Genomic DNA, 25,119 nt, shown 5'->3' with positions numbered 1-25,119 from the left:
CCCAACTGGGGGTCCAGGACATCGACAACATTTAATTCGCGCATGTTCCTTTCCGAATCCGATTTTCGGGGTCATGCGCCGGAACCACAAGAGAGTGACCGGCATGAACAACTCAGCTTTCGCCCCAAACCGCCGCCAGTTGCTTGGCCTTGGCCTGGTGCTCGCCGGGGCCGCGGCCGTCAATGTAATGCCTGGATTCCAGCTGCTGGCCTCGGCGCAGGCGGCGGCGCCAGAGACGGCGCAGAAAATCGCCGACCACTTCTCCTCTGTCAAATCGATGAGCGGCGAGTTCGTCCAGTTCGGGCCCAAGGGCGAGCAGACCGGCGGCAAGTTCTTCCTGGAGCGGCCGGGCAAGATCCGCTTCAACTATGACGGAGCGTCGAATTTCAGGGTGATTTCCGACGGCAAGTCAGTGGTCATCCTCAACAAGAGGCTGAACACATCCGACCTCTATCCGCTGTCGAAGACGCCGCTCAAACTGCTGCTCGACACCAGGATCGATCTCTCCGGCGGCCGCGTCAAAAGCGTCAAGGAAGAGAACGACCTCACCACCATTCAGCTCGCCGACAAATCGGTGTTCGGCAATTCGAAGATCACCATGATGTTCGATCCGAAATCCTACGAATTGCGCCAATGGACCATCACCGACGCGCAAGGCAAGGACACGACGGTGATGATCTTCAACGTCAAGGAGGGCGTCAACTTCGCTCCCGACACCTTCGCCATCGATTATACGGCTAACCGTGAACTGAACACCAAATCGCGCTGAGCATTTCGATAGCTGTGGATAGAAGCGAGCCGCGCTGTGCAGGGCGCGGCTCAGCTTGTTTTTGAGGCCTGCGGCTGGCAGGTTCCGGCGTCGCCCGTTGGATCCTGCGCATGCCCTTTTCCGTCGCCACCTGGAACATCAATTCCGTCCGCCTGCGCATGCCGATCGTCGAGCGCCTGCTTAGGGAACAGGCGCCGGATGTGCTTTGCCTGCAGGAAACGAAGGTTCCCGACGAGCTGTTTCCCGAAAAGGCCTTCCGCAAGCTTGGCTACGAGCACATCGCCTTCCATGGCCAGAAAGGCTATCACGGCGTGGCGACGGTGGCGCGCCGACCGATCGAAGTGGTCGAAAAGCGCCGCTTCTGCGAGATCGACGACAGCCGGCATCTGTCGGTCACCGTGAGGGCCGGCGGCAAGTGCGATCCTGCTGCATAATTTCTATGTTCCGGCCGGCGGCGACGAGCCCGACCCGGAGATCAACCGCAAGTTCAGGCACAAGCTGGATTTCGTCGCCGAAATGAACGCCATCCGCGCCGAGCATGACGAGGTCTCCGGTTCGATCCTGGTCGGCGATCTCAACATCGCACCGCTCGAGCACGATGTCTGGTCGCATAAGCAGCTCCTGAAGGTGGTCAGCCACACGCCGGTCGAGACGGAAAGCTTCGAGGCGATGCGACTGGCCGGCGACTGGGTCGACCTGATGCGGCTCAACGTGCCGCATGAGCAGAAGCTCTACACCTGGTGGAGCTACCGCGCGCAGGATTGGGAAGCATCGGATCGCGGCCGGCGGCTGGACCATGTCTGGTCGTCGCCAAACCTGGTGCCGAATTTTGCCGGCTACGAGATCCTGCGGCTGGCGCGCGGCTGGGAACGGCCCTCGGACCATGTGCCGGTCATAGCGCGCTTCGACCTGGAATAAGGTATGTCGATATTTGGGTGATGCCGGCCTGCAAATGGCGGTTTTCGACTCGGCCTGACCTGAATCTCGACATATCTTGGCGCGGCGAAGGCTTATGCGGGTTCCCAGCTGAGAGAGTTGGTCGAAGATCCGTGCGGATTTCGCTCAGCCTTCGAAACGCGTTGCCAGTTTCTCGATGCGACGGATCATTGCCTGGAAATCCTCGGAGATACGCTGGTGCAGATGGACCGCGATATCGGGGTACTCCTCCAGGATGCGGCGGAACATCTTGCGGCTGAGCCGCAGAACTTCCGAATCGATTTCGGCGTAGGCGCTGGTCAGCCGATTGGTGTCGGCGATCAGCGCCAGCTCGCTCAGCATCGTACCGGGGCCGGCTGTGCCGATCGGGACGCGGTCGCCATTCTGCTCGCGATAGAGCACAATGCGCCCGCTGACCACGATATAGGCGGAATCCGCTACATCGTCCTCGCGGTAAAGCTTGTGGTCGGCCTGCAGCAAGGTGGTTTCGGCGCCGAAGGCGAGCAGACGCAACTGTTCCTCCGTAAAGTCCTCGAAGAGCCTTACGGTGGACAGGATGCGAATGTCGTCATCCAGCGCCATCTAGCTATGTCCCCGAACCGACAGTCCGCTCCTCCCTTTGAGCGCCGCGCGTCCCTCAGGACGCAAGGAACGCTCCAACGCCTTGAATCTACGCATCGTGCCTTCCAAAAACCGATTCCGATCTTTGGACCGATGCGCCAGCGGGTTCGATCCAGAACCACCTCCAGCCTCAGGACCGTACCCGAAAAACGTCCCCGCCCCGACCGCTCATTGGATGATGAAATGTTTAAGGAACCAGCTTGTAGCCGCCGCTTTCTGTCACAAGAATTTCCGCATTGGAAGGATCGCGCTCGATCTTCTGGCGCAGCCGGTAGACATGGGTTTCAAGCGTGTGCGTGGTGACGCCGGAATTATAGCCCCAGACTTCCTCGAGTAGCACGTCGCGTGTCACCACCTTCTGATCGGCGCGGTAGAGATATTTGATGATCGAGGCTTCCTTCTCGGTCAGCCGCACCTTGGTGCCGCGCTGGTCGATCAGAAGCTTCTGGCTTGGCTTGAAAGTGTAGGGACCGACCGAAAAGGTGGCGTCCTCGCTCTGCTCGTGCTGGCGAAGCTGCGCCCGGATGCGGGCCAGAAGCACGGCGAAACGGAACGGCTTCGTCACATAGTCGTTGGCGCCGGCTTCGAGACCGAGAATCGTATCGGAATCGGTGTCGTGTCCGGTCAGCATGATGATCGGAGCCTTGTAGCCGCCCTTGCGCAGTATCTTCACCGCTTCCCGGCCATCCATGTCGGGCAGGCCGACATCCATGATGAGCAGATCGATGAGGCCGCCGCGCGCCGCGGCGACGCCTTTGGCGGCGGTTGCTTCCTGCAGGACGTCGAATTCCTCGTAGAGGGACAATTGCTCGACGAGTGTGCCGCGCAGGTCGTCATCATCGTCAACGATCAGAATGGTGCGTGAGGTCATGGATCAATCCGTTGTTTTGAAAAGAAAATTCAGTTGACCGCCCCCCGTTTATGCTGAAGTTGACCGACACAACAGCCGATCACAGTGATTTGTTCCGTGACACGATCATACAAGAAAAAACGGCAGCGCAATGCAGCCGGCGCATTTTTGCCAAAAGCGCTTCGCGTGCTCACCGTGCGCGCCAGGCCAGGCAATGCCAGCCAGGGGCTCCTGCAGGCCGGCGGACTGGTGTTTCCATGCGCACTGGGACGCGGCGGCATCTCGGCCGGCAAGCGCGAAGGCGACGGCGCCACGCCGCTTGCCTCGATGCGGATATTGTCAGGATACTTTCGCGGAGATCATTTTTCCGGAGCTCGCAAAACCCGGCTGGCGATGTCGCCGATCGGGCCAGATCTCGGCTGGTGCGAAGTGCCGGACGACCGCAACTACAATCGTCCGGTTAAGATCCCCTATGGCGCCAGCCATGAGCGGATGCGCCGTTCAGACCGGCTCTATGACGCCTGCCTGGTGCTTGACTGGAACATCGCGCCGCGCCGACGCGGGCGCGGCAGTGCCATCTTCTTCCATCTGGCGCGCCCCGGCTTCACACCGACGCAAGGCTGCGTGGCGGTGACGGCACGTACGATGGTGCGGCTGTTGCCGCTGTTGTCGGACAGGACGGTGGTGAAGGTGGTGAGGTAGGAGGCAGTAGGCAGTAGGGAGTAGGGAATAGCAGTGTTCTCTCTTTCCCACTGCCTATTTCCTACTGCCTACTGCCTTCCCATTAGTGTCGCGGCTTCTGCCAGCCAATGTCGAGCAGACCGAGCCGGCCTAGTTCCCGGTCCACGGCGCGGGCGACATCCTTGCGTTCGGCGCCGATGTCGCGCAGTTGGCGATCCGACAGGTCCTCGACATTTTCATGCCGGAGGTTGGGCTTCTGCGGGAGGTTGACCGCGATTTTGGCGTGGCGGAACCATTCAATTGCCGCGCGCAGCCAGATTGGCTCGGCAGAAGGAGACTTCAAAACGATGTGTGACATGACCTGATCCGTTCCATCCGGATATCAAATCCGGTTTGATGGTTTCTTGATGATCACATCATGCCGTATTGAAATTTAAGAGGGAAACGAGTAGTTTTTGCCGTATCATCAAGTTTTATTTGTGGATCGGAAGCGATGATCCTGCCAAAAATCATGCCGCGCTGATGGCCCGCCTGCTGCCGGGAACGCGTGCCCTAAGGACGCTGGAAGCGGCGGCCCGGCACCTCAATTTCACCCGCGCCGCCGACGAACTCGGCCTGACGCCGGCCGCGGTCAGCCATCAGATCAAGGAAATCGAGGATCAACTCGGCATCGTGCTGTTCACGCGCACCAGCCGCACCATCCGGCTGACCGAGGCGGGCGCCGTGCTGTTCGAGGCCTCGGCCGACGCGCTGGACCTGCTCGGCCGGGCGGTTTCGCGGGCGCACAAGATGACGCGCGGAACGACGTTGCTGAAGATAACGCTCGACGCGCAGTTCGCGACAAAATGGCTGATGCGGCGCGTCGAGGATTTTCGCAAGCAGCGGCCGGGCATCGAACTGAGGTTCGACATTACTTATGAGGTGCGCGACTTCGAACGTGACGACGTCGATGCAGGCATCCGCTTCGGAACCGGGAAATATCCCGGGCTTTGCAGCCACCGCCTGTTCGACAATGTCATCATTCCTGTCTGCAGTCCGGCGCTGCTGCGGGCAGGGCCGCCGCTGAAGGAGCCGCGCGACCTCTTCCATCATACGCTTGCCCATATCGCGTGGTCGCGCCAGGGTGTGACATGGCCGAACTGGCGCATGTGGATGGCGGCGGCCGGCGTCGACGATTTCGATGACAGCCGGACCATCGTCTTCGGCAGCTCATCGGATGCGGTGCAGGCCGCGCTCGACGGCAATGCCGTGGCGCTTGCCGAGTTCGCTATGGTGGCAAATGACCTCTCCGAAGGGCGGCTGGTGCAGCCATTCGCACTGGGCATCAAGGTGGCGCCCGACTTCGCCTATCACCTGGTCTACCCGCAGGGAGCCGCTGATGACGCCAGGATCGTGGCGTTCAGGGACTGGCTCCTGAACGAAGTTCACAAGCCGCAGCCAGATCCGACACGCCAAAGCTGGGACGAGCTTTAGCGTCGCCCCGTTTTCGCTGCGGCGATGCTCAGCCCGCGACTATCGGCGCACCGAACCAGCCGATCACCGCGCCGATGAGAAGCAGCACGCCAAGCCAGTGGCCGGCGTCGATCAGGGTCAGATCCCAGCCGAAGCCTTCATAGCGATGGTTGACGGAGAGCGTCGTGGCAACGAAACCCAGCCACAGGACGAAACCGAAGACGAGCCCGGCAACGAGGCTGGGTTCGCCGCCGGTCATCGCGCCGACGATCAGGGCGGTGACAAATGCCATCAACAGTTCGGCGATGAAGGAGATGACGAAGGGCAGCGGCGATTTCTTCATCGTTGCCGGATCAAGCTTGGCGGCCTTCAGCCACGGTTTGCTCAAACCCATGTACCAGACCGCGCCGAACAGCCACGCCACCACGGCGGCGACGATCACCGCCAGCCAGTTCACTGCCGAAAAATCCATGAATTTGCCTCCCCCCGAAGCATGTCGCCCAAAAGTGTTCAGCGGTTTTGGGACACGACATGCGTACTCTCAAAATCGGTGCGCGATGGAACGCCTGTTCGGCGCTGCCGTCAAGCAAAGCGCCACACGGTGGTGCGCTTGACCAGGGAGTCTTCCAGCGCCCGCGTTACCGCCACCTCGTAGACGGCAAGCGATTCTAGCCCCGCTTTCGGCAGATAGGCACGGCCGGGGTCGCCGACGAGTATCTCGGCGCCGCGCGCTTTCAGCGCCGCGAACCATGGCATCAGCCTGTCAGCGAAGGATCTGTCGTAAAAGACGTCACCGGCCAGGACCACATCCCAACCGGAATCGGTTGCTATACAGTCGGTGCCGAGGAATTTGATCCCGACGCCATTGGCCTCGGCATTGAGGCGGATCGCGGTCGCGCAGAACGGGTCGATGTCGGCGGCAATCACCTCTACTGCACCGGCCTTCGCTGCCGCAATGGCGACAAGGCCGGAGCCGGAAGCGAAGTCGAGCACGCGCTTGCCGTTCACTGTCCCCGGATTGTCGATGACATAGCGGGCAAGGCCCTGGCCGCCGGCCCAGGCGAACGCCCAGAAGGGTGGCGGCAGGCCGATTTCGGTCAGCTCGTCCTCTGTCCGCAGCCAAAGATCATGCGCCTCGTCAGCAAGATGCAGGACAATTTCCGGCACATGCGGCGGCGCCATCAGCGCCGTGTTGTCGAGGATGAATTTCTTCGCGTTGTCCGGCGTCAGTGCCGTCACGGAGCGGGTGACAGGCCGCCCATGCGGCAGACCTCTTTCCATTCGGCCGGCGTCACCGGCTGCACGGAAAGCCGCCCGAGCCGGACCAGCGCCATTTCGGCCAGCTTGGGATTGGCCTTGACCTGTTCCAGCGTCGGCGGGTTCGGCACGTCCTTGAAAGCGCGGATGTCGACGCATTCCCAACGCGGATCGTCAGTGGTGGTGTCGGGATGGGCAAGCGCGCAGACCTCGGCGATGCCGACGACGTCAAGCCCTTCGTTGGAGTGATAGAAGAAACCGAGATCGCCAATCTGCATCGCCTTCATGTTGTTGCGCGCCGCATAGTTGCGCACGCCGTCCCATTGCGTGCCGGCTTTGCCCTTCGCCTTCAGCATTTCGAAAGAGAAGACCGAGGGTTCGGATTTGAACAGCCAGTAGTTCATTTTTTGCTCCTTCTCAGGCCTGGAGATTAGCCAGCTGCCGGCTTGTTAAAGACCCAGTTCCATTGGCGGATTTCGACGCTCTCGAACAGCCCGGCCTTGGCATAGGGATCGGCGGCGGAGAGTGCATCCGCCGCGGCCAGATCGGGTGCCTCGACCACGACGAGACTGCCATTCGGCTTGCCGTCGGCGTCGAGGAACGGACCGGCGAAGGCCAGTTTCTTCTCGCTGTTCAGCCCTTCCAGGAAGGCAACGTGCTCGGGCCGTGTATCGAGCCGCACCTGCAGCTTTCCAGGCTTGTCCTTGCAGATCCACGCAAACAGCATTTTTTGCAGCTCCGGATTGTTCTCGATTATATGTCAGTTTCGGTCTTCAGCGGCCTGGTCATCAACGCCGTGACAGCCTGGCTTATGGTAACTGTGCCGTCCAGTATGGCAGCAACGGCTGTGATGATCGGCGCGTCGATGCCGCGTTCGATGGCGATGCGGGCAGCGATCGCCGCCGTTGGCACGCCTTCGGCCAATGGCAGGCCGGCAAGTGGCTTGCCTTGCCCGAGCGCCAGCCCATAGGCGAAATTGCGCGACTGCGTGGACGAGCAGGTGAGCAAAAGGTCGCCAAGGCCGGAAAGCCCCATCAGCGTTTCCGGCTTGGCGCCGAAGGCCGCACCCAGGCGGCGCAATTCGACAAAGCCACGCGTCACCATGGCGGCCTGGGCGCTGGCGCCGAGCCCGGCGCCGGTGACCGCACCCGCGGCGATGGCGAAGACGTTCTTCAGCGCTCCGCCGATCTCGACGCCGATCAGGTCGTCGCTCGAATAGCAGCGCAAGTTCTCCGCCGAAAAGCGTGCGGCAAGGTCCGCCGCCAGATCCGCGTCACGGGCGGCGACCACCACGGCGGTCGGCAGGCCCCTGGCGACGTCGGTGGCGAAACTTGGCCCCGACAGAGCGGCGACCGGATTCTCAGGCAGGATCTCCCTGGCGATGGCCGACAGTAGCGCGCCGGTGTCGCGCTCGATGCCCTTGGCGCAGAGAACCAGCGGGACGCCTCGCGGCATATGGTCTTTCGCGGCTGTCAGCATGGCGCGCAGCGACTGCGCCGGCGCCACTGCCAACACGCAATCGGCGCCGTCAAGCGCGGCTTTGATGTCGCTCGTCCCCACGATGCCGGGCTCAATCGCAATACCCGGAAGATAGCGTGGATTTTCGCCGTGGTCGATCGCGGCGACGGTCTCCGGATCGCGCGCATAGAGGCGGACGAAATGGCCGGCACGCAGCATTGCCAGCGCCAGCGCCGTGCCCCAGGCGCCGCCGCCAAGCACGGCGACGCGCCAGGCGCTTGGTGTCCTATCCTCGCCGCCGATCATGCCTTGGCTCCGCGCCGGCCCGAACCGACCATCGGGGCAGAGATGCTGTCGAGTGGCCAGCGTGAACGCGGCACGAAATCGGCGGCGTTTTCTTGCGCGATGCCGGCGCGCAGCCTTTCGATGCCGGCCCAGGCGATCATCGCGGCGTTATCGGTGCAGAGCTTCAACGGCGGTGCGACAAATTGAAAGCCTGCCTCGACGCACAGGGCTTCCAAAGTCGCCTTGATCGTGCGGTTGGCAGCGACGCCGCCGGCAACGACCAGCGCCGGCTCCGCTTTGCCCGGAAATTCCTGACGAAACCGGTTCAGCGTCCGCGAAACACGATCGCCCAACGCGTCCGCCACCGCCGCCTGGAACGAGGCGCAGATATCGGCGACATCCTGGTCGCTCAATGGCGCAATCGCCGTTGCTGCCTGCCGCACGGCGGTCTTCAGTCCGGAGAAGGAGAAATCCGGCTGCGCCGAACCTTTCATCGGACGCGGAAAGGTAAAACGCGTGGCATCGCCTGATGCGGCTGCCTTCTCGACATTCGGTCCGCCGGGATAGGGCAGGCCAAGCATCTTGGCCGTCTTGTCGAAGGCTTCGCCGAGCGCATCGTCGATGGTCGTCGCCCAGCGCTGGTAGTCGCCGACGCCGCGCACGACAACGATCTGCGTGTGGCCACCGGATACCAGCAGCAAGAGATAGGGGAACTCGAGCCCGTCGGTCAGCCTTGCGGTCAGCGCGTGGCCTTCGAGGTGGTTGATGGCGAGCAGCGGCTTGTGCGCTGCCGCGGCAATCGCCTTGGCCGTCATCAACCCGACGATCAGCCCGCCGACGAGGCCGGGACCGGCGGTCGCGGCGATGGCATCGATGTCGGCGAGTTTTGTGTCCGAATCGGCAAGGGCTGCTTCAATAATGCCGTCCAGCGCCTCGACATGGGCGCGCGCGGCGATCTCCGGCACGACGCCGCCAAAGGCGGCGTGCTCCTCGATCTGGCTGAGCACGATATTGGACAGGATTTTTGGCGCGGCATCGCCTTCCAGCGTCACCACGCTGGCTGCGGTCTCGTCGCAACTCGTCTCAATGCCCAGAACGCGGATCAATTCGTCGCTGTCCTCGATGATTGAATAGCAGACCTTTCCCCGTTAGGAGAAAGCTTGGCAAGGTCTCGCTTGCTCGGGGGTTATCACGGACCGCGCGCCATGCAAACAACCTTGAAAATCGGAACACGCGGCAGCCCGCTGGCGCTGGCGCAGGCGCATGAAACGCAGGCGCGGCTGATGGCGGCGCATGACATGCCGGCTGAAGCGTTCGAAGTCGTCGTCATCTCGACCAGCGGAGACCGCATTCAGGACCGGCCATTGTCGGAAGCCGGCGGCAAAGGCTTGTTCACCAAGGAGATCGAGGAGGCGTTGCTTGAGCGCCGCATCGACATTGCGGTGCATTCGTCAAAGGACATGCCAACGGTATTGCCGGACGGGCTGGAGCTGTCCGCCTTCCTGCCGCGCGAGGATGCGCGCGACGCTTTCATCGGCAAGGCGGCGAAGGCGATTGCCGACCTGCCGCAAGGCGCCAAGGTCGGCTCGTCGTCGCTGAGGCGCCAGGCGCTGATCCGGCGGATGCGGCTTGATCTCGACGTGGTGATGTTCCGCGGCAATGTGCAGACGCGGCTGCGCAAGCTGGACGAGGGCATCGCCGACGGCACCATCCTCGCCTATGCCGGGCTGAAACGGCTCGGGCTCGAACACGTCGTCACCGACCTGATGCCGCTCGACCTCTTTCCGCCGGCGCCGGGGCAAGGCGCGATCTGCATCGAAACCCGCATCGGCGATCGCGATGTCGAGAAAATGCTAACGGCAATCCATGATTTGCCGACCGGGCAGGCGCTGGCCTGCGAACGCGCCTTCCTCGCGGCGCTCGACGGATCCTGCCGTACGCCGATCGCCGGCCATGCGACGATCGCGGAGGGAACGGTCGTCTTCGCCGGATTGATCATCTCGCCGGATGGCACGGACGCGCATGAGGTCAAGGCGCAAGGCCCGGCCGGGGACGCAGCGCTGATCGGAGCGGACGCCGCCAGGACCGTGCGGGCCAGGGCCGGCGAAAAATTCTTCGACGGCTGGGCCTGACATGGTCCGCGTCCTGGTGACGAGACCGGAACCGGGTGCCTCGCGCACCGCACGGCGGCTGCAGGACATGGGCTTCCAGCCAATCCTGTTGCCCTTGACCGAAACGGTCCCCTTGCCAGCCGATGCCGGCGCGGTTCCGGACGATGCCGTGGCCGTCGCGGTCACCAGCGCCAATGCGTTGCGCCATGCGCCGAAGGCGCTGATTGCGGCACTCGCGGCCTTGCCCTGCCTTGCCGTCGGCAAACGGACGGCGGAAACCGCGCGAGAGGCCGGGTTTCTGTCCGTCAGCGAAGGGTCCGGCGATGCCGAAGCGCTGGCCAGTACGCTTGCGGGCAGCCTCTCCGGCAAGACGATCGCCTATCTCTGCGGCCGCGTGCGCTTTGCAACCTTCGAGGAGCGGCTCAAGGCGGCCGCAGTGCATGTCCGCGCCGTCGAGATTTACGACACCATCGCGCTGGACTATTCCGACGCTGATATCATCGAGCGGCTGGCCGGTCAGCCGGTCGAGATGATCCTGCTTTATTCGGCCAAGGCCGCGGCAGCGATGCGGATCCTGATCGAGCGACCAAAGCCGCATGATCTTTTTGAAAATACTCATTTTTTTGCCCTGTCGGGACGTATCGCCGCAGCCCTTGGGGATATTTCCGGCGAAAGAATGCAGATTGCGAAAGAGCCCAGCGAAGAGGCGCTTCTGGCGCTTTTGCGGCAGTGGCGCTGAGCCCGTGTCATCACGCCGCCCCTTTTCACCGCTTGGTGATGTGCTAGACCCTTCCTGAACCATCCCGAAGCGAATTTTGCGGAGCCCAAAGCATGGTCAAGACGCCGAAGATGCGACATTCGAAAAGCCGTCGCGAGCCGGTGACCATCGAGCTCGAACCGGGCTCCGTCTCGCGCATCGTCGAGGGGGATGCGGCCAAAGCACTGGAGGATGGGGCGCAGGCCGACGAGGCGAAGGCCGCTGAAGCGGCTTCGCAGCCGGAGGCGCCCGAAGAGCCGGTGCATGCCGACCAGACCGATCTCGAGCCGTGGGAGCACACCGATGCGGCGCAGGCCGGGCAGGAGGCTGCCGGCACAAAGAGTTCCGGGGGATCGGAGCTTCCTTATCCGGCCGGTTCGGACGCACCGCCGCACCGCGCCTTCGACTACAGTTTCGACGACGCGAACGTCAAAGCCGGCGGGACGGGGGCCAGCGAAAAGGGGGCAAGCGGGTCAGGGTCTGGCGTTACCGATGACGCGCCGAAAACAACCCAAACGAGGAATGCGGACATGGCAGCGCAGCCGAAGCGTGGCGGCATCAACGGCATCGCTGCCGGCATCATCGGCGGCGTCATCGCGCTCGCCGGTGCAGGAGGACTGCAGTTTGCCGGCCTGCTCGGCGCCCCGGGTTCGAATACAGGCATAGTGTCGCTCGACGGCGTCAATGGCGAAATCTCCTCGCTGAAGAGCGAGATCGCCGGGCTAAAGGAGACGACTGGCAACAGCGACGCATCGGCCAAGGTGGACGGGCTGGCGTCGGCGCTGGACCAGGTCAAGACGGACGTCGCGGCGCTGAGGTCGGCGGTCGAACAGGGCGGAGCAGGCGACACTGCCGGGCTTGCGGCGTTGGGCGACAAGGTCAAGCAGATCGAAACCGCGGTCGCAGCACTCGGCCAGGCCGGCAATACGGCGCCGATCGATCTCGGCCCGCTCAACGAAAAGCTGGCCGGGCTCGACGCGGCGGTGAAATCCGCCGGCGAGGCGGCGACGGCGCAGGAAGGCCGGCTTGCCGCGCTGGAACAATCGGTGTCGCAGCTTTCCGGCAAGGTCGAGGCGCAGGCCTCGCAGCCGAAGATCGCGCTCGCCATCGCGGCGTCGGCGCTGAAGGCGGCGCTCGACCGTGGCGCACCATTCGCCGCCGAGCTTGAGACCTTCGCGGCGATCTCGCCGGATGCGCCGGAGTTGGCTTCGCTGCGTCCCTACGCCGAAAAGGGCGTTCCAAAGCGCGCCGATATCGCGGCCGAAATGGAGGTCGCGGCCAATGCCATGGTCACTGCAGCAACGCCCGTCGACCAGAATGCCGGCTTCCTGCAGAACCTTTTGTCCAGCGCCGAATCGCTGGTCAAGGTCAGGCCGATCGGTGCGGTCGAAGGCGCCGGCGCGCCGGAAACCGTCGCGCGCATGGAGGTGGCGGTTAACCAGGGCGACTACGCCAAGGCGCTCAGCGAATACGCGACGCTACCCGAAGCTGTTAAGGCCGCCGGCGCCGACTTTGCCGGCAAACTGAAGGCGCGCATCGAGGTCGAGACGCAGATCGATGCACTGATAGCCGGCGCGATGAAGGCATGAGGACCAGACGATGATCCGAATTCTCATCTTCCTCGCCGTCGTTTTCGCGCTCGGGCTCGGTTTCGCCTGGCTGGCCGACCGGCCGGGCGAGATGGTCGTCACCTTCAGCGGCTATCAGTACCAGGTCAGCCTGATGGTGGCGGCGGTGGCCGTGGTCGCTGTCGTTGCCGCGGTGATGATCGTCTGGTGGCTGATCAAATCGCTGTGGAACAGCCCCTACACCATCTCGCGTTATTTCCGCGTGCGCCGCCGCGACCGTGGTTATCAGGCGCTGTCGACCGGCATGATCGCCGCCGGTGCCGGTGACGGGGCGCTGGCCCACAAGAAGACCAAGGAAGCGGCAAAGCTCATCCGCTCCGACCAGGAGCCGCTGATCCATCTGCTCGAGGCGCAGGCGTCGCTGCTCGAAGGCGACCATGAAGGCGCGCGCGAAAAGTTCGAGATCATGCTCGACGATCCGGAAATGCGGCTGCTCGGCCTGCGCGGGCTTTATCTCGAAGCCGAGCGGCTTGGCGACCGCAATGCCGCCAGGCATTATGCCGGCCGTGCCGCGGCCGTGGCGCCGCAACTGGCCTGGGCAGCCGAATCAACGCTGGAAGACCTGACCGGGCGCGGCGACTGGGACGGTGCGCTGAAGCTGGTCGAGGCGCAGAAATCGACGCGGCAGATCGAGCGCGATGCCGCCAACCGGCGCCGCGCCGTGCTGCTCACCGCCAAGGCGCAAGCGTTGATCGACAGCGATCCCAATGCTGCCAGGACCGCTGCTCTGGAGGCCAATCGGCTGCGGCCCGATTTCGCGCCGGCGGCGATCGTCGCCGCAAAGGCGCTGTTTGCGCAGAATGATATCCGCAAGGCATCGAAGATCCTCGAAGCAGCGTGGAAGGCCGAGCCTCATCCCGAGATCGCCGAGCTCTACACCCACGCCCGGCCTGCCGATGCCGTGCTCGACCGCCTGAACCGGGCGAAGAAACTGCAGGAGATGAAGAAGAACCATGCCGAATCCTCGCTGACGGTGGCGCGTGCCGCGCTCGACGCGCAGGATTACAAGACCGCCCGCCAGGAGGCGGAGGCGGCCATACGCATGGATCGCCGCGAAGGCGCCTACCTGCTGCTGGCCGACATCGAGGAGGCCGAGACCGGCGACCAGGGCAAGGTGCGCCAGCTTTTGTCCAAAGCGGTGCGCGCGCCGCGTGACCCGGCCTGGGTTGCCGATGGCGTCGTCTCCGAACGCTGGGCGCCTGTGTCGCCGATCACCGGCAAGCTCGATGCCTTCGAATGGCGCGCGCCGATGGAGCGGCTCGGGCAGTTGATCGACAGCGATGAGGATAGGTCGGAGGTGCCGGTTATTGCAGCGCCGGAGAAGCCGGCAAAGGAAAAGGCGATCGAGCTGACGCCGTCTGCTCCGGCCGAAGAACCAACTGTCGCGACCAGGGCGGCGTCGGAACGAAGCGAGGATCAGGTCGCGCCGATTACGGCAGCGGCCTTTGCCGCCGTGCCGGCGGATGCCGAAGCTGTCGAGCCGGCTGAGGAACCGGCCCGGCTTCCTGACGATCCCGGCGTCGATCCGGACGACAAGGAAAAATCGCCACGCCGGTTTCGTTTGTTTTGATCTGGCCCGGAATTGATGATTCCGGCCTATTGGGAATAGCCATATGTTCGAACGCGTTCTGTCATTTCTGAGGGATTTGCCGGCTGGCGGAGGCGCTCGCAGCAACAGCGATGACCCGCGCATTGCCGCATCGGCCCTGCTCTACCATGTGATGAGCGCCGACGGCGTGCGCCAGGACGTCGAGTGGGAGCGGTTCAAGGAGGTGCTGGCGGAGACCTATTCGATCAGCGGCGACGAACTCGATGCGCTGGCCGCGGCTGGTGAGCGCGCCGACAATGAGGCGATCGACCTATACGCCTTCACCAGCGTGCTGAAGCGCCATCTCGATGCGGACGCGCGCAAGGCCTTTATCGGCCTGATGTGGGAGGTCGTCTATGCCGACGGCGAGCTGCATGAGCTCGAGGACAACACCGTCTGGCGTGTCGCCGAGCTGATCGGCGTCGATCGCCGCGACCGCGTCGAGGCGCGCCGCAAGGCGGCGGCGCAAGCGCCGGGCGCCACCGGAACGTCGAGCGACGAATAGACAGGACGAGCTAGAGCATGCCGCGAAGTCCAAGGCCAAAAATCCTGATCGTGCTGCATCAGGAGAATTCGAGCCCCGGACGCGTTGGCCATATGCTGATCGAAGAAGGTTTCGACCTCGACATGCGCCGCCCGCCGCTCGGCGATACCTTGCCGGAAACGCTGGACGGCCATGCCGGCGCCGTGGTGTTCGGCGGGCCGATGAGCGCCAATGACGAGGACGAGTTCGTCCGCCGCGAGACCGACTGGCTGAACGTTCCGTTGAAGGAAAACCGGCCGTTCCTCGGCATCTGCCTCGGCGCGCAGATGCTGGCCAACCATCTCGGCGGCAAGGTCGAGGGTCATGGCGAGGGGCTGGTCGAGATCGGCTGGTATCCGCTGAAGGCGACCGAGGCCGGCCGCAAGCTGATGCATTGGCCCGAGATGGTCTACCAGTTTCACCGCGAGGGTTTTTCGCTGCCGAAGGACGCGACGCTGCTGGCGACGGCCGAAACCTATCCCAACCAGGCCTTTCGCTATGGCGACAATGCCTGGGGCATCCAGTTCCATGGCGAATTGACCAGGGCGATGATGCAGCGCTGGGTGGTGCGCGGCGCGCATCGCTTCGAACTGCCGGGCGCGCAACCCGGCCGCGACCATCTCGGTGGCCGGCTGATCTGGGACATGCATCTCAAGCGCTGGCTCGGCGAGTTCCTGCAGACGATCTTTGGTAAGCCGGCGGCGCGATAGGACTACGGTGCCACGCGTCAGTTGCGCCCGTTGAGATGGCGCACCTTGCGCAATTGCGGGAACAGTACCGCCCACAGCCCGGCGACGACCACCGCCCCGACGCCGCCGACCACCACCGCCGGCACCGTGCCGATCAACGCCGCCATGGTGCCGGCGCGGAATTCGCCGACCTCGTTGGAGGCGCCGACGAAGACCTGGTTGACGGCGTTGACGCGGCCGCGCACCTCGTCCGGCGTCCACAGCTGGATCAGCGTCTCCCTGATATAGACGCTGAACATGTCGGTGGCGCCGAGGAAGGCGAGTGCGACAATCGACAGCCAGGTGAGGGTCGAAAGCCCAAACAGCACGGTAAAAACGCCGAACAGAGCAACGAAGCCGAGCATGATCACGCCCGCATGGTTGCGGATCGGATGTCCGGCCAGCCAGACTGCTACGCAGATGGCGCCAATGCCAGGTGCGGAGCGCAGCAGGCCAAGGCCCCAGGGGCCGAGTTCGAGAATATCGCGCGCGTAGACCGGCAGCAGCGCCGAGGCGCCGGACAGGAGCACGGCGAAGAGGTCGAGCGAGATGGCGCCGAGCACGATCTTCTCGCCCCAGATGTAGCGGAAGCCGGCGAACAGCGTCTGCATCGTCGGCTTGTCGGTGGCGGTCTGCTGGGCCGGCTTCGGAATGGTGTAGATCAGCAGGGCGGCCACCGCCATCAAGACGGCGGCGGTGGCGTATGCGACCTCGGCCGAGAGGCCATAGAGCAGGCCACCGGCAACCGGGCCGACAATGGTTGCCGTCTGCCAGGCGGACGAGTTCCAGGCAATCGCATTGCCAAAATCTTCCGGCGGCACCAGATTGGCGAACAGCGAGGACGACGCCGGTCCGTAAAAGGCGCGCGCTACGCCGAACAAAGCAAGCACCACGAAAATCGGCAGCGGGCTGACGAGACCGCGCAGCGTCAAATACAGGAGGATGAGCGCGCAGGCCGCCTCGATCAGCGTCGACAGCGCCATGATCAGCCGGCGGCCGAAACGGTCGGCGACGACGCCGGTGACCAGAACCAGGAGTAGCGAGGGCAGGAACTGGACGATGCCGACAATGCCAAGATCGAAGGGATCGCGCGTCAGGTCGTAAACCTGCCAGCCGACCGCGACGGAGACGATCATGGTCGCGAAAGTGGTGAGGAAGCGCGCCGCCCAATAGCTGAGGAAGGCTTTGTGCCGGAAGGCGGCATAGCGCTGCTCCGGCGAGGTTTGTTCAAGTGTCATGGAGAGAGGGCCCCGTTGCATCTACATCGGCCAGCGGGGCACTTCCCAAAAGGGCGCTGTTCCGGCCAATGAAACTAAATAAAGTTCGGGGCGCATATGCGCCAAAATCAGCGCGGGATCAAGGAATTTTCGGTTCGCTTGGCCGATCGCACGGGGAAGTTACTGCCGCAGCGCGGCGGAAATGGCGTCGAGGCCTCCCTGCAATTCGGCCTCCTTCGGCCAGCCGAAGCCGATGCGGAAGAAACGCTTCGGCATGTCGAACCAGTGACCGGGTCCGACATAAGTGCCAAGATTCTCCAGCAGATCCACATAGAAGCGGTCGAGATCGAAACCGGCATCGACATTGAGGCGTGGGAAGCCGACAACGCCGCCCTGCGGCCGCACCCAATCGACAAGCGGCTCGCGGTCGATCCAGGCCTGGACGATATCTCGTCGCTTCGCCATCTCCGGCAGCATCCCGGCCAGGAAGTCATCCCGGCGTTCGAGCATGTTGCGCGCGATGGCCTCATCGATGACGCTGCCGCAGATGCCGATCTGTTCCTTGGCGGCGAGGAATTTTTCCTGGAGCGTTTTATCCCTGGTGACCAGCCAGCCGATGCGGATGCCGGGAATGCCGAAGGCCTTGGATAGTGACGAGACGCTGATCGCGCGTGGGCTCAGCGAGGCCGCCGTGGGCAGGCGTTGGCCGTAGGAGAGATCGCGGTAGGTTTCGTCAACCAGCAGATGGCACTTGCGGCGCTCAGTGAGCGACACCAGCGCTTTGAGGTCGGCCTGGCTCATCATCGTGCCGGTCGGGTTGTGCGGGCAAGTAACGCTGATCAGACGGGTGTCTGGTCGCATCTGAGCTGCGACGCGCCCGACATCGATGGCGAAGCCCGCGTCGAAGTCCAGATCGACATAGGAGATGGCGCAGCCGATCGCCTTGGGCGTCTCGATGTTGGTGGCGTAATTGGGCCTGACGACGACGAGGTGATCGCGCTCGGACAAAAGCGCGGTCGAGATGATGAACAGCGCGCCGGCGGCACCGGCGGTGACCAGCACGTCGTCGGGCGAAAGTCCCTCATCCTGTGCCGCTATCAGCGCCCGCAAATCCTTGTCGCCCCGGTGCTCGCCGTAGAACAGCGTCAGATCGGGTAGCGACAGGCCGATATCGGAGAGTTTTTGGTCGGCGATCGAGCTTTCGGAGAGATTGTAGCGGATACGGTCATAGCCGTATTCCTCCGGCGCCTCTTTCTCGATCACCATCCTGGTGTAGTTCATGGTTCCCCCTGAGACTAGCCAAAGCTCCATCTCAGCAGCGAAGGCCTGTTGTCAACGATCTGACCTTTAAACGACAAATTCGGGATAGAACTTTCGGAAAGCTCTTAACCAGGCGGCAGCTTTTCCGTAGCCGGTGACGATATCGTTCCGATCCCGAACTATCAGGAATTCGAGATCCTCCTTGAAGCATATGTGGTCCACACCGCCTTTGTCGGCGTGCGCCAATGAAAGGCCGATGGAGCTTTCAAGTTCAAATATGGCGTCTGGATAGGAAAGCTGGCCGTGTAGCTCCGTTATTACATACAGAGGCCTGCCGATCTGATCCTTCATTATCGCGTAGAACAGAAGGAAGAACGGATGCCCTTGTGTCCTGTAAGGCTCTACGTCGATGCCATCCATCGGCCGGCATACCACAGGCTTGAGGTCAAATACCTTTCCGTATTTCGCCAAAAGCCTATTGTATATCGGGCCAAGTTCCGGCTCGCGCACGACGTCATATCGCGAGCCGAATCTTTCGAGCCCATCGGCAAAATATTCGTCGGTCTCGTTTCGGAACTGCATGGCCTGTCAGAATGGCTCCCCAAGGATTTTTCCCGGAGGGAGGCTATCTGACAAAACCATTAGCGCAGTGCCGGGTGCCTTCAGGCTGTGGCTTTGGACTTTCTTGCCTTCTTGACAGGCGCGGGTGGGGCGGCCTTGCGGCCTAGGCCGATTGCCTTCGCCAGTTGCGAGCGCGAGGCCGCATAGTTGGGGGCGACCATGGGATAGTCCGATGGCAAGCCCCATTTGGTGCGATAGGCGTCCGGCGTCAGCCCGAAATGAACGCCGATATGGCGCTTGAGCGATTTGAACTTCTTGCCGTCTTCGAGACAGATGATGAAATCCGGCGTCACGGACTTCTTGGGATTGACCGCGGGCGTCAGCGGTACTGGAGCCGGGATGGCGGGTTGTCCGAGCCCGCCTATGGAGGCGCTGACGCTGGCGATGAGATCACCGAGGCCTGAGGCGGGCAGCCGGTTCTTTTCGACGTAGGCGGACACGATGTGGGCGGTCAGTTCGAGAAGGTCAATGTCCTTGCGAGCGTCGTTGCTATCGTCGGTCAATCTATTTTCTCCATCCATGGGGTGGCAGAATTCCTAGTCGGCAAATCTGCGCAATGCAATGACGCCGCATCACGTCACACATTATTTTGAACAACAATACTAACGGCAGGGTCAGATCAACAGCCTGGCCGTACGCCATCACAATATCAGATGATAAGTGATTTGTCGCGCCACAGTCGAAATCCGCCTTCAAAGGCGCGCGTGTTGTCGCCGCGTCTGGAATCAACAGGCAATTCGTCGAGTTTGTCGACATTGCCGCCACCGATGACCACGTAATCGGGCTGCATGGCAGCGCGTAGCCGATCGACCACGTCGAAGACGTCTTTGCGCCATTTCTTCTTGCCGCGTTTTTCCAGCCCGCGTTCGCCGACGTAATCCTCGAAACTGCCACCCTTCTTGTAAGGCAGATGGGCAAGTTCCATCGGCTGGGCAACATTGTCGACGATCATCGCGGCGCCCAGGCCCGTGCCCAGGCCAAGGAACAGCATGCGGCCGCCTTCATAGCTGCCGATGGCCTGCATCAGTGCGTCGTTGACGACTTTCACCGGCTTGCCGAACGCGGCCGCGAAATCAAAGCCGGCCCAGCCCTTGCCAAGATTGGCGGGGTCAATCAGCGGCCTGTTGTGGTTCACCGGTCCGGGGTAGCCCATCGAGATGACGTCGTATGCCAAGCCTTGAGCGAGCGTCTTCACGGCCGCGATCATCTCTTGCGGCGTCAGGCCCGGTCCTGAATCGGCCCGGCGTTCCTCGCCGCCCGCGCTGGTCAGGATTTTGACGTGCGAGCCGCCGATGTCGATCGACAGCACAATCTGTTCGCCATTCACCGCCGCCGGCCTTGCCGTCTTGGCCATCTCTTTGCCTCTCCGGAACCTATTTCGATGGATTGATCCAGCCATTGGGCGGCCCGAAGCCGTCCATGGCGTCGACCGGTCCCCAGGTCTTCGGCTCGTAGATGTGCGGCTCCGTCTTGTCGCCGAGCACAGGACCAACGATGCGCCAGGCAAGCTCGGCCGCATCCTGGCGGGTGAACAATTGGCCGTTGCCGTTCATGGCATCGCCGATCAGCCGCTCGTAGGGCGGCATGTCGCCTTTCGAGTCGTCGAGCGCCGTCAGCTCAACCTGCTCGCCGACCATGTCGTCGCCGGCATCCTTGCGCTGGGCGCCGATCGCGATCACCACTTGCGGGTCGATGCGGAAGCGGACGTAGTTCTGGTCCGCCGGCTTGATCGGGTCGAACACGTCGAGCGGCGGCCGCTTCAGCCGCACCACGACCTCGGTGACATGCACCGGCATATTCTTGCCGGCACGGATGAAGAAGGGCACGTCCTGCCAGCGCCAGGTGTCGACGAAGAAGCGCACCGCGGCAAAGGTCTCGACCGGCGAGTTCGGCGCCACGCCCGGTTCGGCGAGGTAACCATCGAACTGACCGCGCACGACATCGTCCTTGGTCAGCGTGCGGATGGCTCTCAGCACCTGCACCTTCTCGTCGATCAAATCGTCGGCAGAGCGGCCGACCGGCGGCTCCATGGCGAGCAGCAGCAAGATGTTGAGCAGATGGTTCTCGATGACATCGCGGATGCAGCCGACATCGTCGTAAAAGCGGCCGCGGCCCTCGACGCCAAAATCCTCGGCCATGGTGATCTGCACGCTCTCGACGAAGTTGCGGTTCCAGATCGGCTCGAGGAAGGAATTGGCGAAGCGGAAATAGAGCAGGTTCTGGATCGCTTCCTTGCCGAGATAGTGGTCGATGCGGAAGATCGACTGCTCGTCGAACACCAGATGCAGCACCCGGTTCAGCCAGCGGGCCGATTGCAAATCGTGGCCGAAGGGTTTTTCCACCATCAGCCGCGCGCCATGCGCCGTGCCGGATTGTTCCAGCCCCTGGACGACGGTTTCGAACATGGTCGGCGGCACCGCCATATAGTGTAGGGGCCGCTGCGCCGAGCCGAGCGCGCTCTTAAGCTTCTCGAAGGTCGCCCCGTCGCGGTAGTCGCCGCTGACATAACGCAATTGCGAGGCGAACCTGGCGAAGATTTTTTCGTCGATCTTGCCGATGGCGTTGACGATGCCATCGCGGGCGCGCGCCTGCAGCTTGCTGAGGTCCCAGGGATCGAAGGCGACGCCGATCACCGGCTCGGTGAGGCTGCCCTTGGCGACCATCTGGTAAAGTGACGGAAATATCTTCTTGTGGGCTAGATCGCCAGTCGCTCCGAAGAGCACCAGCGTGTCGGACCGTTCCTGGCTCATCCTGTCTTCCCGCTCTCACGCGCCGGTCTTTGGCTTTTCGACATGGCCGCCGAAAGCAAAGCGCATGGCGGACAACAGCTTGTCGGCGAATTCGGATTCGCCTTGCGAAGAGAAGCGGTCGAACAGGGCCGAGGACAGCACCGGCGCCGGCACGCCGGTGTCAATGGCCGCCTTCAGCGTCCAGCGGCCTTCGCCGGAATCCGAAACCCGGCCGCCGAACTGGGTCAGGGTGGAGTCGTTCTTCAGCGCGCCAGCCGTCAGGTCGAGCAGCCAGGAGCCGATGACGCTGCCATGCCGCCAGACTTCGGCGACCTGCGGCAGGTCGATGTCGAACTGGTAGTATTGCGGGTTCTCCAGCGGACTCGTCTCGGCGTCCGCCGTGCGTTTCCGCTTGCCCGCATTCGCCGACTTCAAAATGTTCATACCTTCGGCATAGGCGGCCATGACGCCGTATTCGATGCCGTTATGAACCATCTTGACGAAATGGCCGGCGCCGCTCGGCCCGCAATGGAGATAGCCGAAGGGCGCGGTCCCGGCATCCTTGGGCGGAGTGGTGCCGGCATCGGCGCCCGGCGCCAGGGTGGCGAAGACCGGATCGAGATGGCGAACCGCCTCGTCCGGGCCGCCGATCATCAGGCAGTAGCCGCGCTCGAGACCCCAGACGCCGCCGCTGGTGCCGACATCGACATAGTTGATCCCCTTGGCAGCGAGCTCGACCGCCTGGTCGACGGCATCGTGATAATAGGAATTGCCGCCGTCGACGATGATGTCGCCGGGCTCCATCAGCGCCGCCACCTGGTCGGCGATCTTACCGGTGATCGCCGCCGGCAGCATCAGCCAGGCGCTGCGCGGCTTGGTCAGCTTGCCGACAAACTCCTCCATGGAGGCGGCGCCGATCGCGCCGTCCTTGACCAGTCCAGCAACGCTTGCCGGGTTGATGTCATAGACGACGCATTCGTGGCCGTCGCGCATCAGGCGGCGCACCATGTTGGCGCCCATCCTGCCCAGTCCCATCATTCCGATCTGCATGGTTCTCGTCCCGGTGGCTTGAGGAATCGAAGATCTATCGTTTTATTGTTGGAGCATGATCTTTTCCGAAAACCGGTCTCCACTTTTCGGGATCATGCTCTAGCCCGGCCCCTCTATGGCGACGGAAAAGTTGACATTCTCCCATCGGCCGGCATCCGACCAGAGAAAAGTGAAGATGATCGTCGTGCCCGGCGGAGCGTCGGCAACCGGCAGATCGGTGAGATGGATGCCAAAGGCGTTCTCGATGGTCCGGCTGTCCTGAGCGGTCGCCCAGTTGTCGCGGCTCCAATGGACGATCGCCGGGGCGAGCAATTCCAGTCGCAACACCTTGCCAGAGGGAATGGTGCGGATCTTGTGGTTGAAGCGCCATGTCCGGAACGGCGACACAGTTTTGCCCTCGACATAACGCTTCACGCCTTGCGGCGGCATGTCGAAGACCGCGCCGTCGCGGAGTGAGCGCAGCAACTTGATATGCTCCGAATGCGCCCAGACCAGCGGCATGGCGCTGCCCGATGGTCCGCCGCGGCGCAATTCGCGTTCCGGTATGTCGGGACTGTCCCAAACCTGCTCGGGCAAAAGACCACCGTGTCCGGCCGAGCCCTCAAGCGTCTGGAGCAGGCTCGCCGCTCTGTCCTTGCGCCCCGCCGCCAGTTCGTAATGGGCGCGCTCGCCTGACAGCAGCGGCCAGGCGCGGCCCCGGCCGGTCCCGTCGAAGGGCGCGCCGTCTTCGTGTTCGCCGTAGCCGTCGCCGGTATAGCGGTACCAGACCGGTCCTTGCGGCAGGTCGCAGCGCAGCGTGGCGTCGATAATCTTCAGTGTGTCGACGATGCGCGGATCATCGGCGGCCCTGAGGCCGAAGCGGACGAGCGCCAGCGCGTCCGGGCTGACGATTGCCTCGGCCGGCCGGTTGGTATCGCCAGGCGGCCGGTTCTTGATCGGCACATAGCCGTCCTTTGGTGACGCCGCGCCCGCGGCGTCGCGTGGCGCGATGCGGACGTAGTAACCACTGACACCGACCTCTTCGCAGAGCGGACCGCCGGTGACATAGGTCCAGCGCTCGATCTGGTCGTTCCAGATATCAGCCGTTTCGCGCAAATAATTTGCCGGCTGATGGTTGTCGCAAACGTCGAACATGTCGGCTGCGGCAAGCAGCGCTGATATCTCGACGGCCAGCGTGAACGGGCTGTAGCCGGCATCCTCTTCCCAGCGGTCCTCGCCGGTGACGGGGCCATTGCGCATGACATAGGAAGCAGCCCGTTCGATCATCGGCATGAAGGCCGCCAGTTTGGCGCGCGGCAGGTGCCCGGCGCGGCGCAGCGCGTCGGCGAGCAGCAATGGAAAGGCGCACTCGTCCATCTGGATGCCGGGCCAATAGGCCGATCCGTCGAGCCAGGCGTTCTGCGGCCAATGGCCGTCGGGCTGCTGGATGGAGCGGAGATAGCCGAGAATCTCCAGCGCCTGCTCAGGATCGCCGGCGGCCAGAAAGCCGCCGGCGGTTTCGACCAGGTCGCGCGGCCAGACCAGGTGATAGCCGCCGAGATCGTCGTCGCCCTTGCTGAAACCCCAGGGGATCGACAGGCTGGCGACAGCCGCACCTGGCGTGGCGATCGACCGATGCGCCGCCAAGACCGCCGTGCTGACGCGGTAAGTGTTGAGCCCGGGCTCCGTGTGCCGGTCGAGGGGCAGCAATCCCGCCTGCCATTTCCGCCATTTCTGGACATAGACCTTGGCGGCGGCCTCGAAGCCCTGCTGCAAGCTGGCCGAAGCGACCTCCGCCGCCTCTTCCGGCGTGGCGCCAAAACCCAACGCCAGCAAGACCTTCGGATTGTCTGCCGAAAAGCCGATCTCGCCGGTCAGCGCTACATTGCCGTCCCCTGCCCTTCGGCAGGCCGGATCGAGCCGGCCAGCGTTCTGCAACTGCTGCCAGCCGTCGGAGAAGCCGACATAGCCAGCGGAGCACGTGCGCCAGGGGAGAGAGGAAGCGAGAGCGAGGCAGACACCGCGTCCGGATGCGAACAGGACAGTCTTTCCCTCGTGGTCGCCGACCCAGGCGGTGTTGCCCATGCCGGCGTTGACGAGATGCGGCGCCAGCAGCGCATAGACGCTGTGGTCAGAGGCCCCGCCTTTCAGCGGCGTGAAGGTTATCTCCTGCAGCAGAGCGGGGCGTTTCGGATCCGTAATGATCCGCTTTTCGATCCGGTAGGTACCGTCGGCCGCTGTGTTCAGCAGCCTGTAAGCGGGCACGCCGTCCTCGAATGGCTCGATAGCATGCCCGGCGTCGCGCTTTTCCTCGGAGAAATAGCCGCCGGGGCCGGTGACGATCAGCCCCATGTCGCGTGTGCAGGCGCTGTCGAGATGGGGGTAGTAGATCTCGTTGAGGATGCCGTGGCTGATCGTGAACCAGACGCGGCTGGCCAGGGAAAGCGCGGTGCCGACGCCGCTCTTGGCGCTTGAAGTCCAGCGCGCCGGGATTCCGGGCGCGCCCGGCGCGATTGTCGGCGTCACTGCCATCCGATTTTGGCCTCCGGTCCCTTCCCTAGCCCATGAGCCGAGGGCTTTTCAATCGCCGCACCGCAAGTTGATCGTCAACGCCGCTGG

General features: G+C 63.3%; 26 protein-coding genes and 2 pseudogenes. 10 read left to right on the top strand and 18 right to left on the bottom strand.

The genetic code is table 11. From position 1 onward, the window contains the following. The first annotated feature begins 103 nt into the window (after positions 1-103). Complete coding sequence (locus OHD62_RS16330; protein WP_263783802.1) at positions 104-769, top strand: outer membrane lipoprotein carrier protein LolA; 666 nt, start codon at positions 104-106, stop codon at positions 767-769. A 110-nt stretch (positions 770-879) separates the two neighbouring features. Next, positions 880-1,687: pseudogene (locus OHD62_RS16325) on the top strand (exodeoxyribonuclease III). A gap of 144 nt (positions 1,688-1,831) precedes the next feature. Here OHD62_RS16325 and OHD62_RS16320 read toward each other — a convergent pair. The 3 genes and pseudogenes from OHD62_RS16320 to OHD62_RS35745 form a co-directional block, all read right to left on the bottom strand. After that, positions 1,832-2,287, bottom strand: coding sequence for a cyclic nucleotide-binding domain-containing protein (locus tag OHD62_RS16320; protein WP_263783801.1), 456 nt, complete (start codon positions 2,285-2,287; stop codon positions 1,832-1,834). 226 nt (positions 2,288-2,513) lie between these two features. After that, positions 2,514-3,197 (bottom strand): response regulator transcription factor, encoded by a 684-nt coding sequence (locus tag OHD62_RS16315; RefSeq protein ID WP_263783800.1) that lies wholly within the window; start codon positions 3,195-3,197, stop codon positions 2,514-2,516. Positions 3,198-3,366: 169 nt separating this feature from the next. Further along, positions 3,367-3,450 (bottom strand): annotated as a pseudogene (locus tag OHD62_RS35745) (hypothetical protein); the annotation flags it as partial. On the opposite strand from OHD62_RS35745, the gene OHD62_RS16310 reads away from it, so the two are divergent. Continuing rightward, a complete protein-coding gene (locus OHD62_RS16310) occupies positions 3,423-3,878 on the top strand; it encodes a L,D-transpeptidase family protein (protein ID WP_412177389.1) in 456 nt (151 codons plus the stop codon). The pseudogene OHD62_RS35745 and the gene OHD62_RS16310 sit on opposite strands and share 28 nt — an antisense overlap. An 82-nt stretch (positions 3,879-3,960) precedes the next feature. Here the strand turns inward: OHD62_RS16310 and OHD62_RS16305 are convergent, their stop codons facing one another. Then, entirely contained in the window at positions 3,961-4,215 is a 255-nt protein-coding gene (locus tag OHD62_RS16305) for a hypothetical protein (RefSeq protein ID WP_263783798.1), read from the bottom strand. Between the two features lie 164 nt (positions 4,216-4,379). Here OHD62_RS16305 and gcvA point away from each other — a divergent pair, with 164 nt between their 5' ends. After that, positions 4,380-5,330, top strand: a complete 951-nt coding sequence (gene gcvA, locus OHD62_RS16300; protein WP_263783797.1) for a transcriptional regulator GcvA — start codon at positions 4,380-4,382, stop codon at positions 5,328-5,330. A 28-nt stretch (positions 5,331-5,358) separates the two neighbouring features. On the opposite strand, the gene OHD62_RS16295 is transcribed toward gcvA, so the two are convergent. The 6 genes from OHD62_RS16295 to tsaD all read right to left on the bottom strand — a co-directional run bounded on the left by OHD62_RS16295 (position 5,359) and on the right by tsaD (position 9,412). Then, a complete protein-coding gene (locus OHD62_RS16295) occupies positions 5,359-5,781 on the bottom strand; it encodes a DUF1761 domain-containing protein (RefSeq protein ID WP_263783796.1) in 423 nt (140 codons plus the stop codon). Positions 5,782-5,891: 110 nt separating this feature from the next. Continuing rightward, on the bottom strand, positions 5,892-6,590 hold the full coding sequence (locus OHD62_RS16290; protein WP_263783795.1) for a class I SAM-dependent methyltransferase: 699 nt from the start codon (positions 6,588-6,590) through the stop codon (positions 5,892-5,894). Beyond that, positions 6,545-6,970, bottom strand: coding sequence for an EVE domain-containing protein (locus tag OHD62_RS16285; protein WP_263783794.1), 426 nt, complete (start codon positions 6,968-6,970; stop codon positions 6,545-6,547). Before OHD62_RS16285 ends, OHD62_RS16290 begins: the two co-directional genes overlap by 46 nt. 26 nt (positions 6,971-6,996) lie before the next feature. Further along, the gene (locus OHD62_RS16280) at positions 6,997-7,293 is read right to left on the bottom strand and encodes a YciI-like protein (protein ID WP_263783793.1); all 297 of its coding nucleotides are present in this window, start codon (positions 7,291-7,293) and stop codon (positions 6,997-6,999) included. A 26-nt stretch (positions 7,294-7,319) separates the two neighbouring features. Further along, on the bottom strand, positions 7,320-8,330 hold the full coding sequence (locus OHD62_RS16275; RefSeq protein WP_263783792.1) for an NAD(P)H-dependent glycerol-3-phosphate dehydrogenase: 1,011 nt from the start codon (positions 8,328-8,330) through the stop codon (positions 7,320-7,322). Continuing rightward, on the bottom strand, positions 8,327-9,412 hold the full coding sequence (tsaD, locus tag OHD62_RS16270) for a tRNA (adenosine(37)-N6)-threonylcarbamoyltransferase complex transferase subunit TsaD (RefSeq protein WP_263783902.1): 1,086 nt from the start codon (positions 9,410-9,412) through the stop codon (positions 8,327-8,329). Before tsaD ends, OHD62_RS16275 begins: the two co-directional genes overlap by 4 nt. Positions 9,413-9,514: 102 nt before the next feature. Between tsaD and hemC the strand changes: the two genes are divergently transcribed. The 6 genes from hemC to OHD62_RS16240 all read left to right on the top strand — a co-directional run bounded on the left by hemC (position 9,515) and on the right by OHD62_RS16240 (position 15,626). After that, positions 9,515-10,441 carry a hydroxymethylbilane synthase gene (hemC, locus tag OHD62_RS16265; protein WP_263783791.1) on the top strand — a complete coding sequence of 309 codons (927 nt, stop codon included), beginning with the start codon at positions 9,515-9,517 and terminating at the stop codon, positions 10,439-10,441. Position 10,442: 1 nt separating this feature from the next. After that, the gene (locus OHD62_RS16260) at positions 10,443-11,159 is read left to right on the top strand and encodes a uroporphyrinogen-III synthase (RefSeq protein ID WP_263783790.1); all 717 of its coding nucleotides are present in this window, start codon (positions 10,443-10,445) and stop codon (positions 11,157-11,159) included. A gap of 92 nt (positions 11,160-11,251) precedes the next feature. After that, entirely contained in the window at positions 11,252-12,766 is a 1,515-nt protein-coding gene (locus tag OHD62_RS16255) for a COG4223 family protein (RefSeq protein WP_263783789.1), read from the top strand. A gap of 10 nt (positions 12,767-12,776) precedes the next feature. Further along, complete coding sequence (locus tag OHD62_RS16250; RefSeq protein WP_263783788.1) at positions 12,777-14,375, top strand: heme biosynthesis protein HemY; 1,599 nt, start codon at positions 12,777-12,779, stop codon at positions 14,373-14,375. Between the two features lie 43 nt (positions 14,376-14,418). Further along, the gene (locus OHD62_RS16245; protein WP_263783787.1) at positions 14,419-14,898 is read left to right on the top strand and encodes a TerB family tellurite resistance protein; all 480 of its coding nucleotides are present in this window, start codon (positions 14,419-14,421) and stop codon (positions 14,896-14,898) included. A gap of 17 nt (positions 14,899-14,915) precedes the next feature. After that, positions 14,916-15,626 (top strand): glutamine amidotransferase, encoded by a 711-nt coding sequence (locus OHD62_RS16240; RefSeq protein ID WP_263783786.1) that lies wholly within the window; start codon positions 14,916-14,918, stop codon positions 15,624-15,626. A gap of 17 nt (positions 15,627-15,643) precedes the next feature. On the opposite strand, the gene OHD62_RS16235 is transcribed toward OHD62_RS16240, so the two are convergent. From OHD62_RS16235 to OHD62_RS16200, 8 genes are all read right to left on the bottom strand, one after another. Then, positions 15,644-16,882, bottom strand: a complete 1,239-nt coding sequence (locus OHD62_RS16235; protein ID WP_263783785.1) for an MFS transporter — start codon at positions 16,880-16,882, stop codon at positions 15,644-15,646. 159 nt (positions 16,883-17,041) lie between these two features. Then, a complete protein-coding gene (locus tag OHD62_RS16230; protein ID WP_263783784.1) occupies positions 17,042-18,142 on the bottom strand; it encodes a pyridoxal phosphate-dependent aminotransferase in 1,101 nt (366 codons plus the stop codon). Positions 18,143-18,208: 66 nt separating this feature from the next. Beyond that, positions 18,209-18,703, bottom strand: a complete 495-nt coding sequence (locus OHD62_RS16225) for a hypothetical protein (protein ID WP_263783783.1) — start codon at positions 18,701-18,703, stop codon at positions 18,209-18,211. Positions 18,704-18,783: 80 nt separating this feature from the next. Next, positions 18,784-19,245, bottom strand: a complete 462-nt coding sequence (locus OHD62_RS16220) for a MucR family transcriptional regulator (protein ID WP_318528604.1) — start codon at positions 19,243-19,245, stop codon at positions 18,784-18,786. Positions 19,246-19,391: 146 nt separating this feature from the next. After that, the gene (locus tag OHD62_RS16215; protein ID WP_263783781.1) at positions 19,392-20,096 is read right to left on the bottom strand and encodes an ROK family protein; all 705 of its coding nucleotides are present in this window, start codon (positions 20,094-20,096) and stop codon (positions 19,392-19,394) included. Between the two features lie 19 nt (positions 20,097-20,115). Further along, positions 20,116-21,492 carry a glucose-6-phosphate dehydrogenase gene (gene zwf, locus OHD62_RS16210; protein ID WP_263783780.1) on the bottom strand — a complete coding sequence of 459 codons (1,377 nt, stop codon included), beginning with the start codon at positions 21,490-21,492 and terminating at the stop codon, positions 20,116-20,118. Between the two features lie 15 nt (positions 21,493-21,507). Then, the gene (gnd, locus tag OHD62_RS16205) at positions 21,508-22,521 is read right to left on the bottom strand and encodes a phosphogluconate dehydrogenase (NAD(+)-dependent, decarboxylating) (protein WP_263783779.1); all 1,014 of its coding nucleotides are present in this window, start codon (positions 22,519-22,521) and stop codon (positions 21,508-21,510) included. A 99-nt stretch (positions 22,522-22,620) separates the two neighbouring features. Next, positions 22,621-25,032: a glucan 1,4-alpha-glucosidase gene (locus OHD62_RS16200; RefSeq protein WP_263783778.1), complete on the bottom strand. Its 2,412-nt coding sequence runs from the start codon at positions 25,030-25,032 to the stop codon at positions 22,621-22,623. Positions 25,033-25,119: the final 87 nt, after the last annotated feature.

The organism is Mesorhizobium sp. YC-39 (assembly GCF_025753795.1).
Taxonomy (GTDB): Bacteria; Pseudomonadota; Alphaproteobacteria; order Rhizobiales; family Rhizobiaceae; genus Mesorhizobium.
This window is presented reverse-complemented; position numbering and strand designations above follow the sequence as displayed.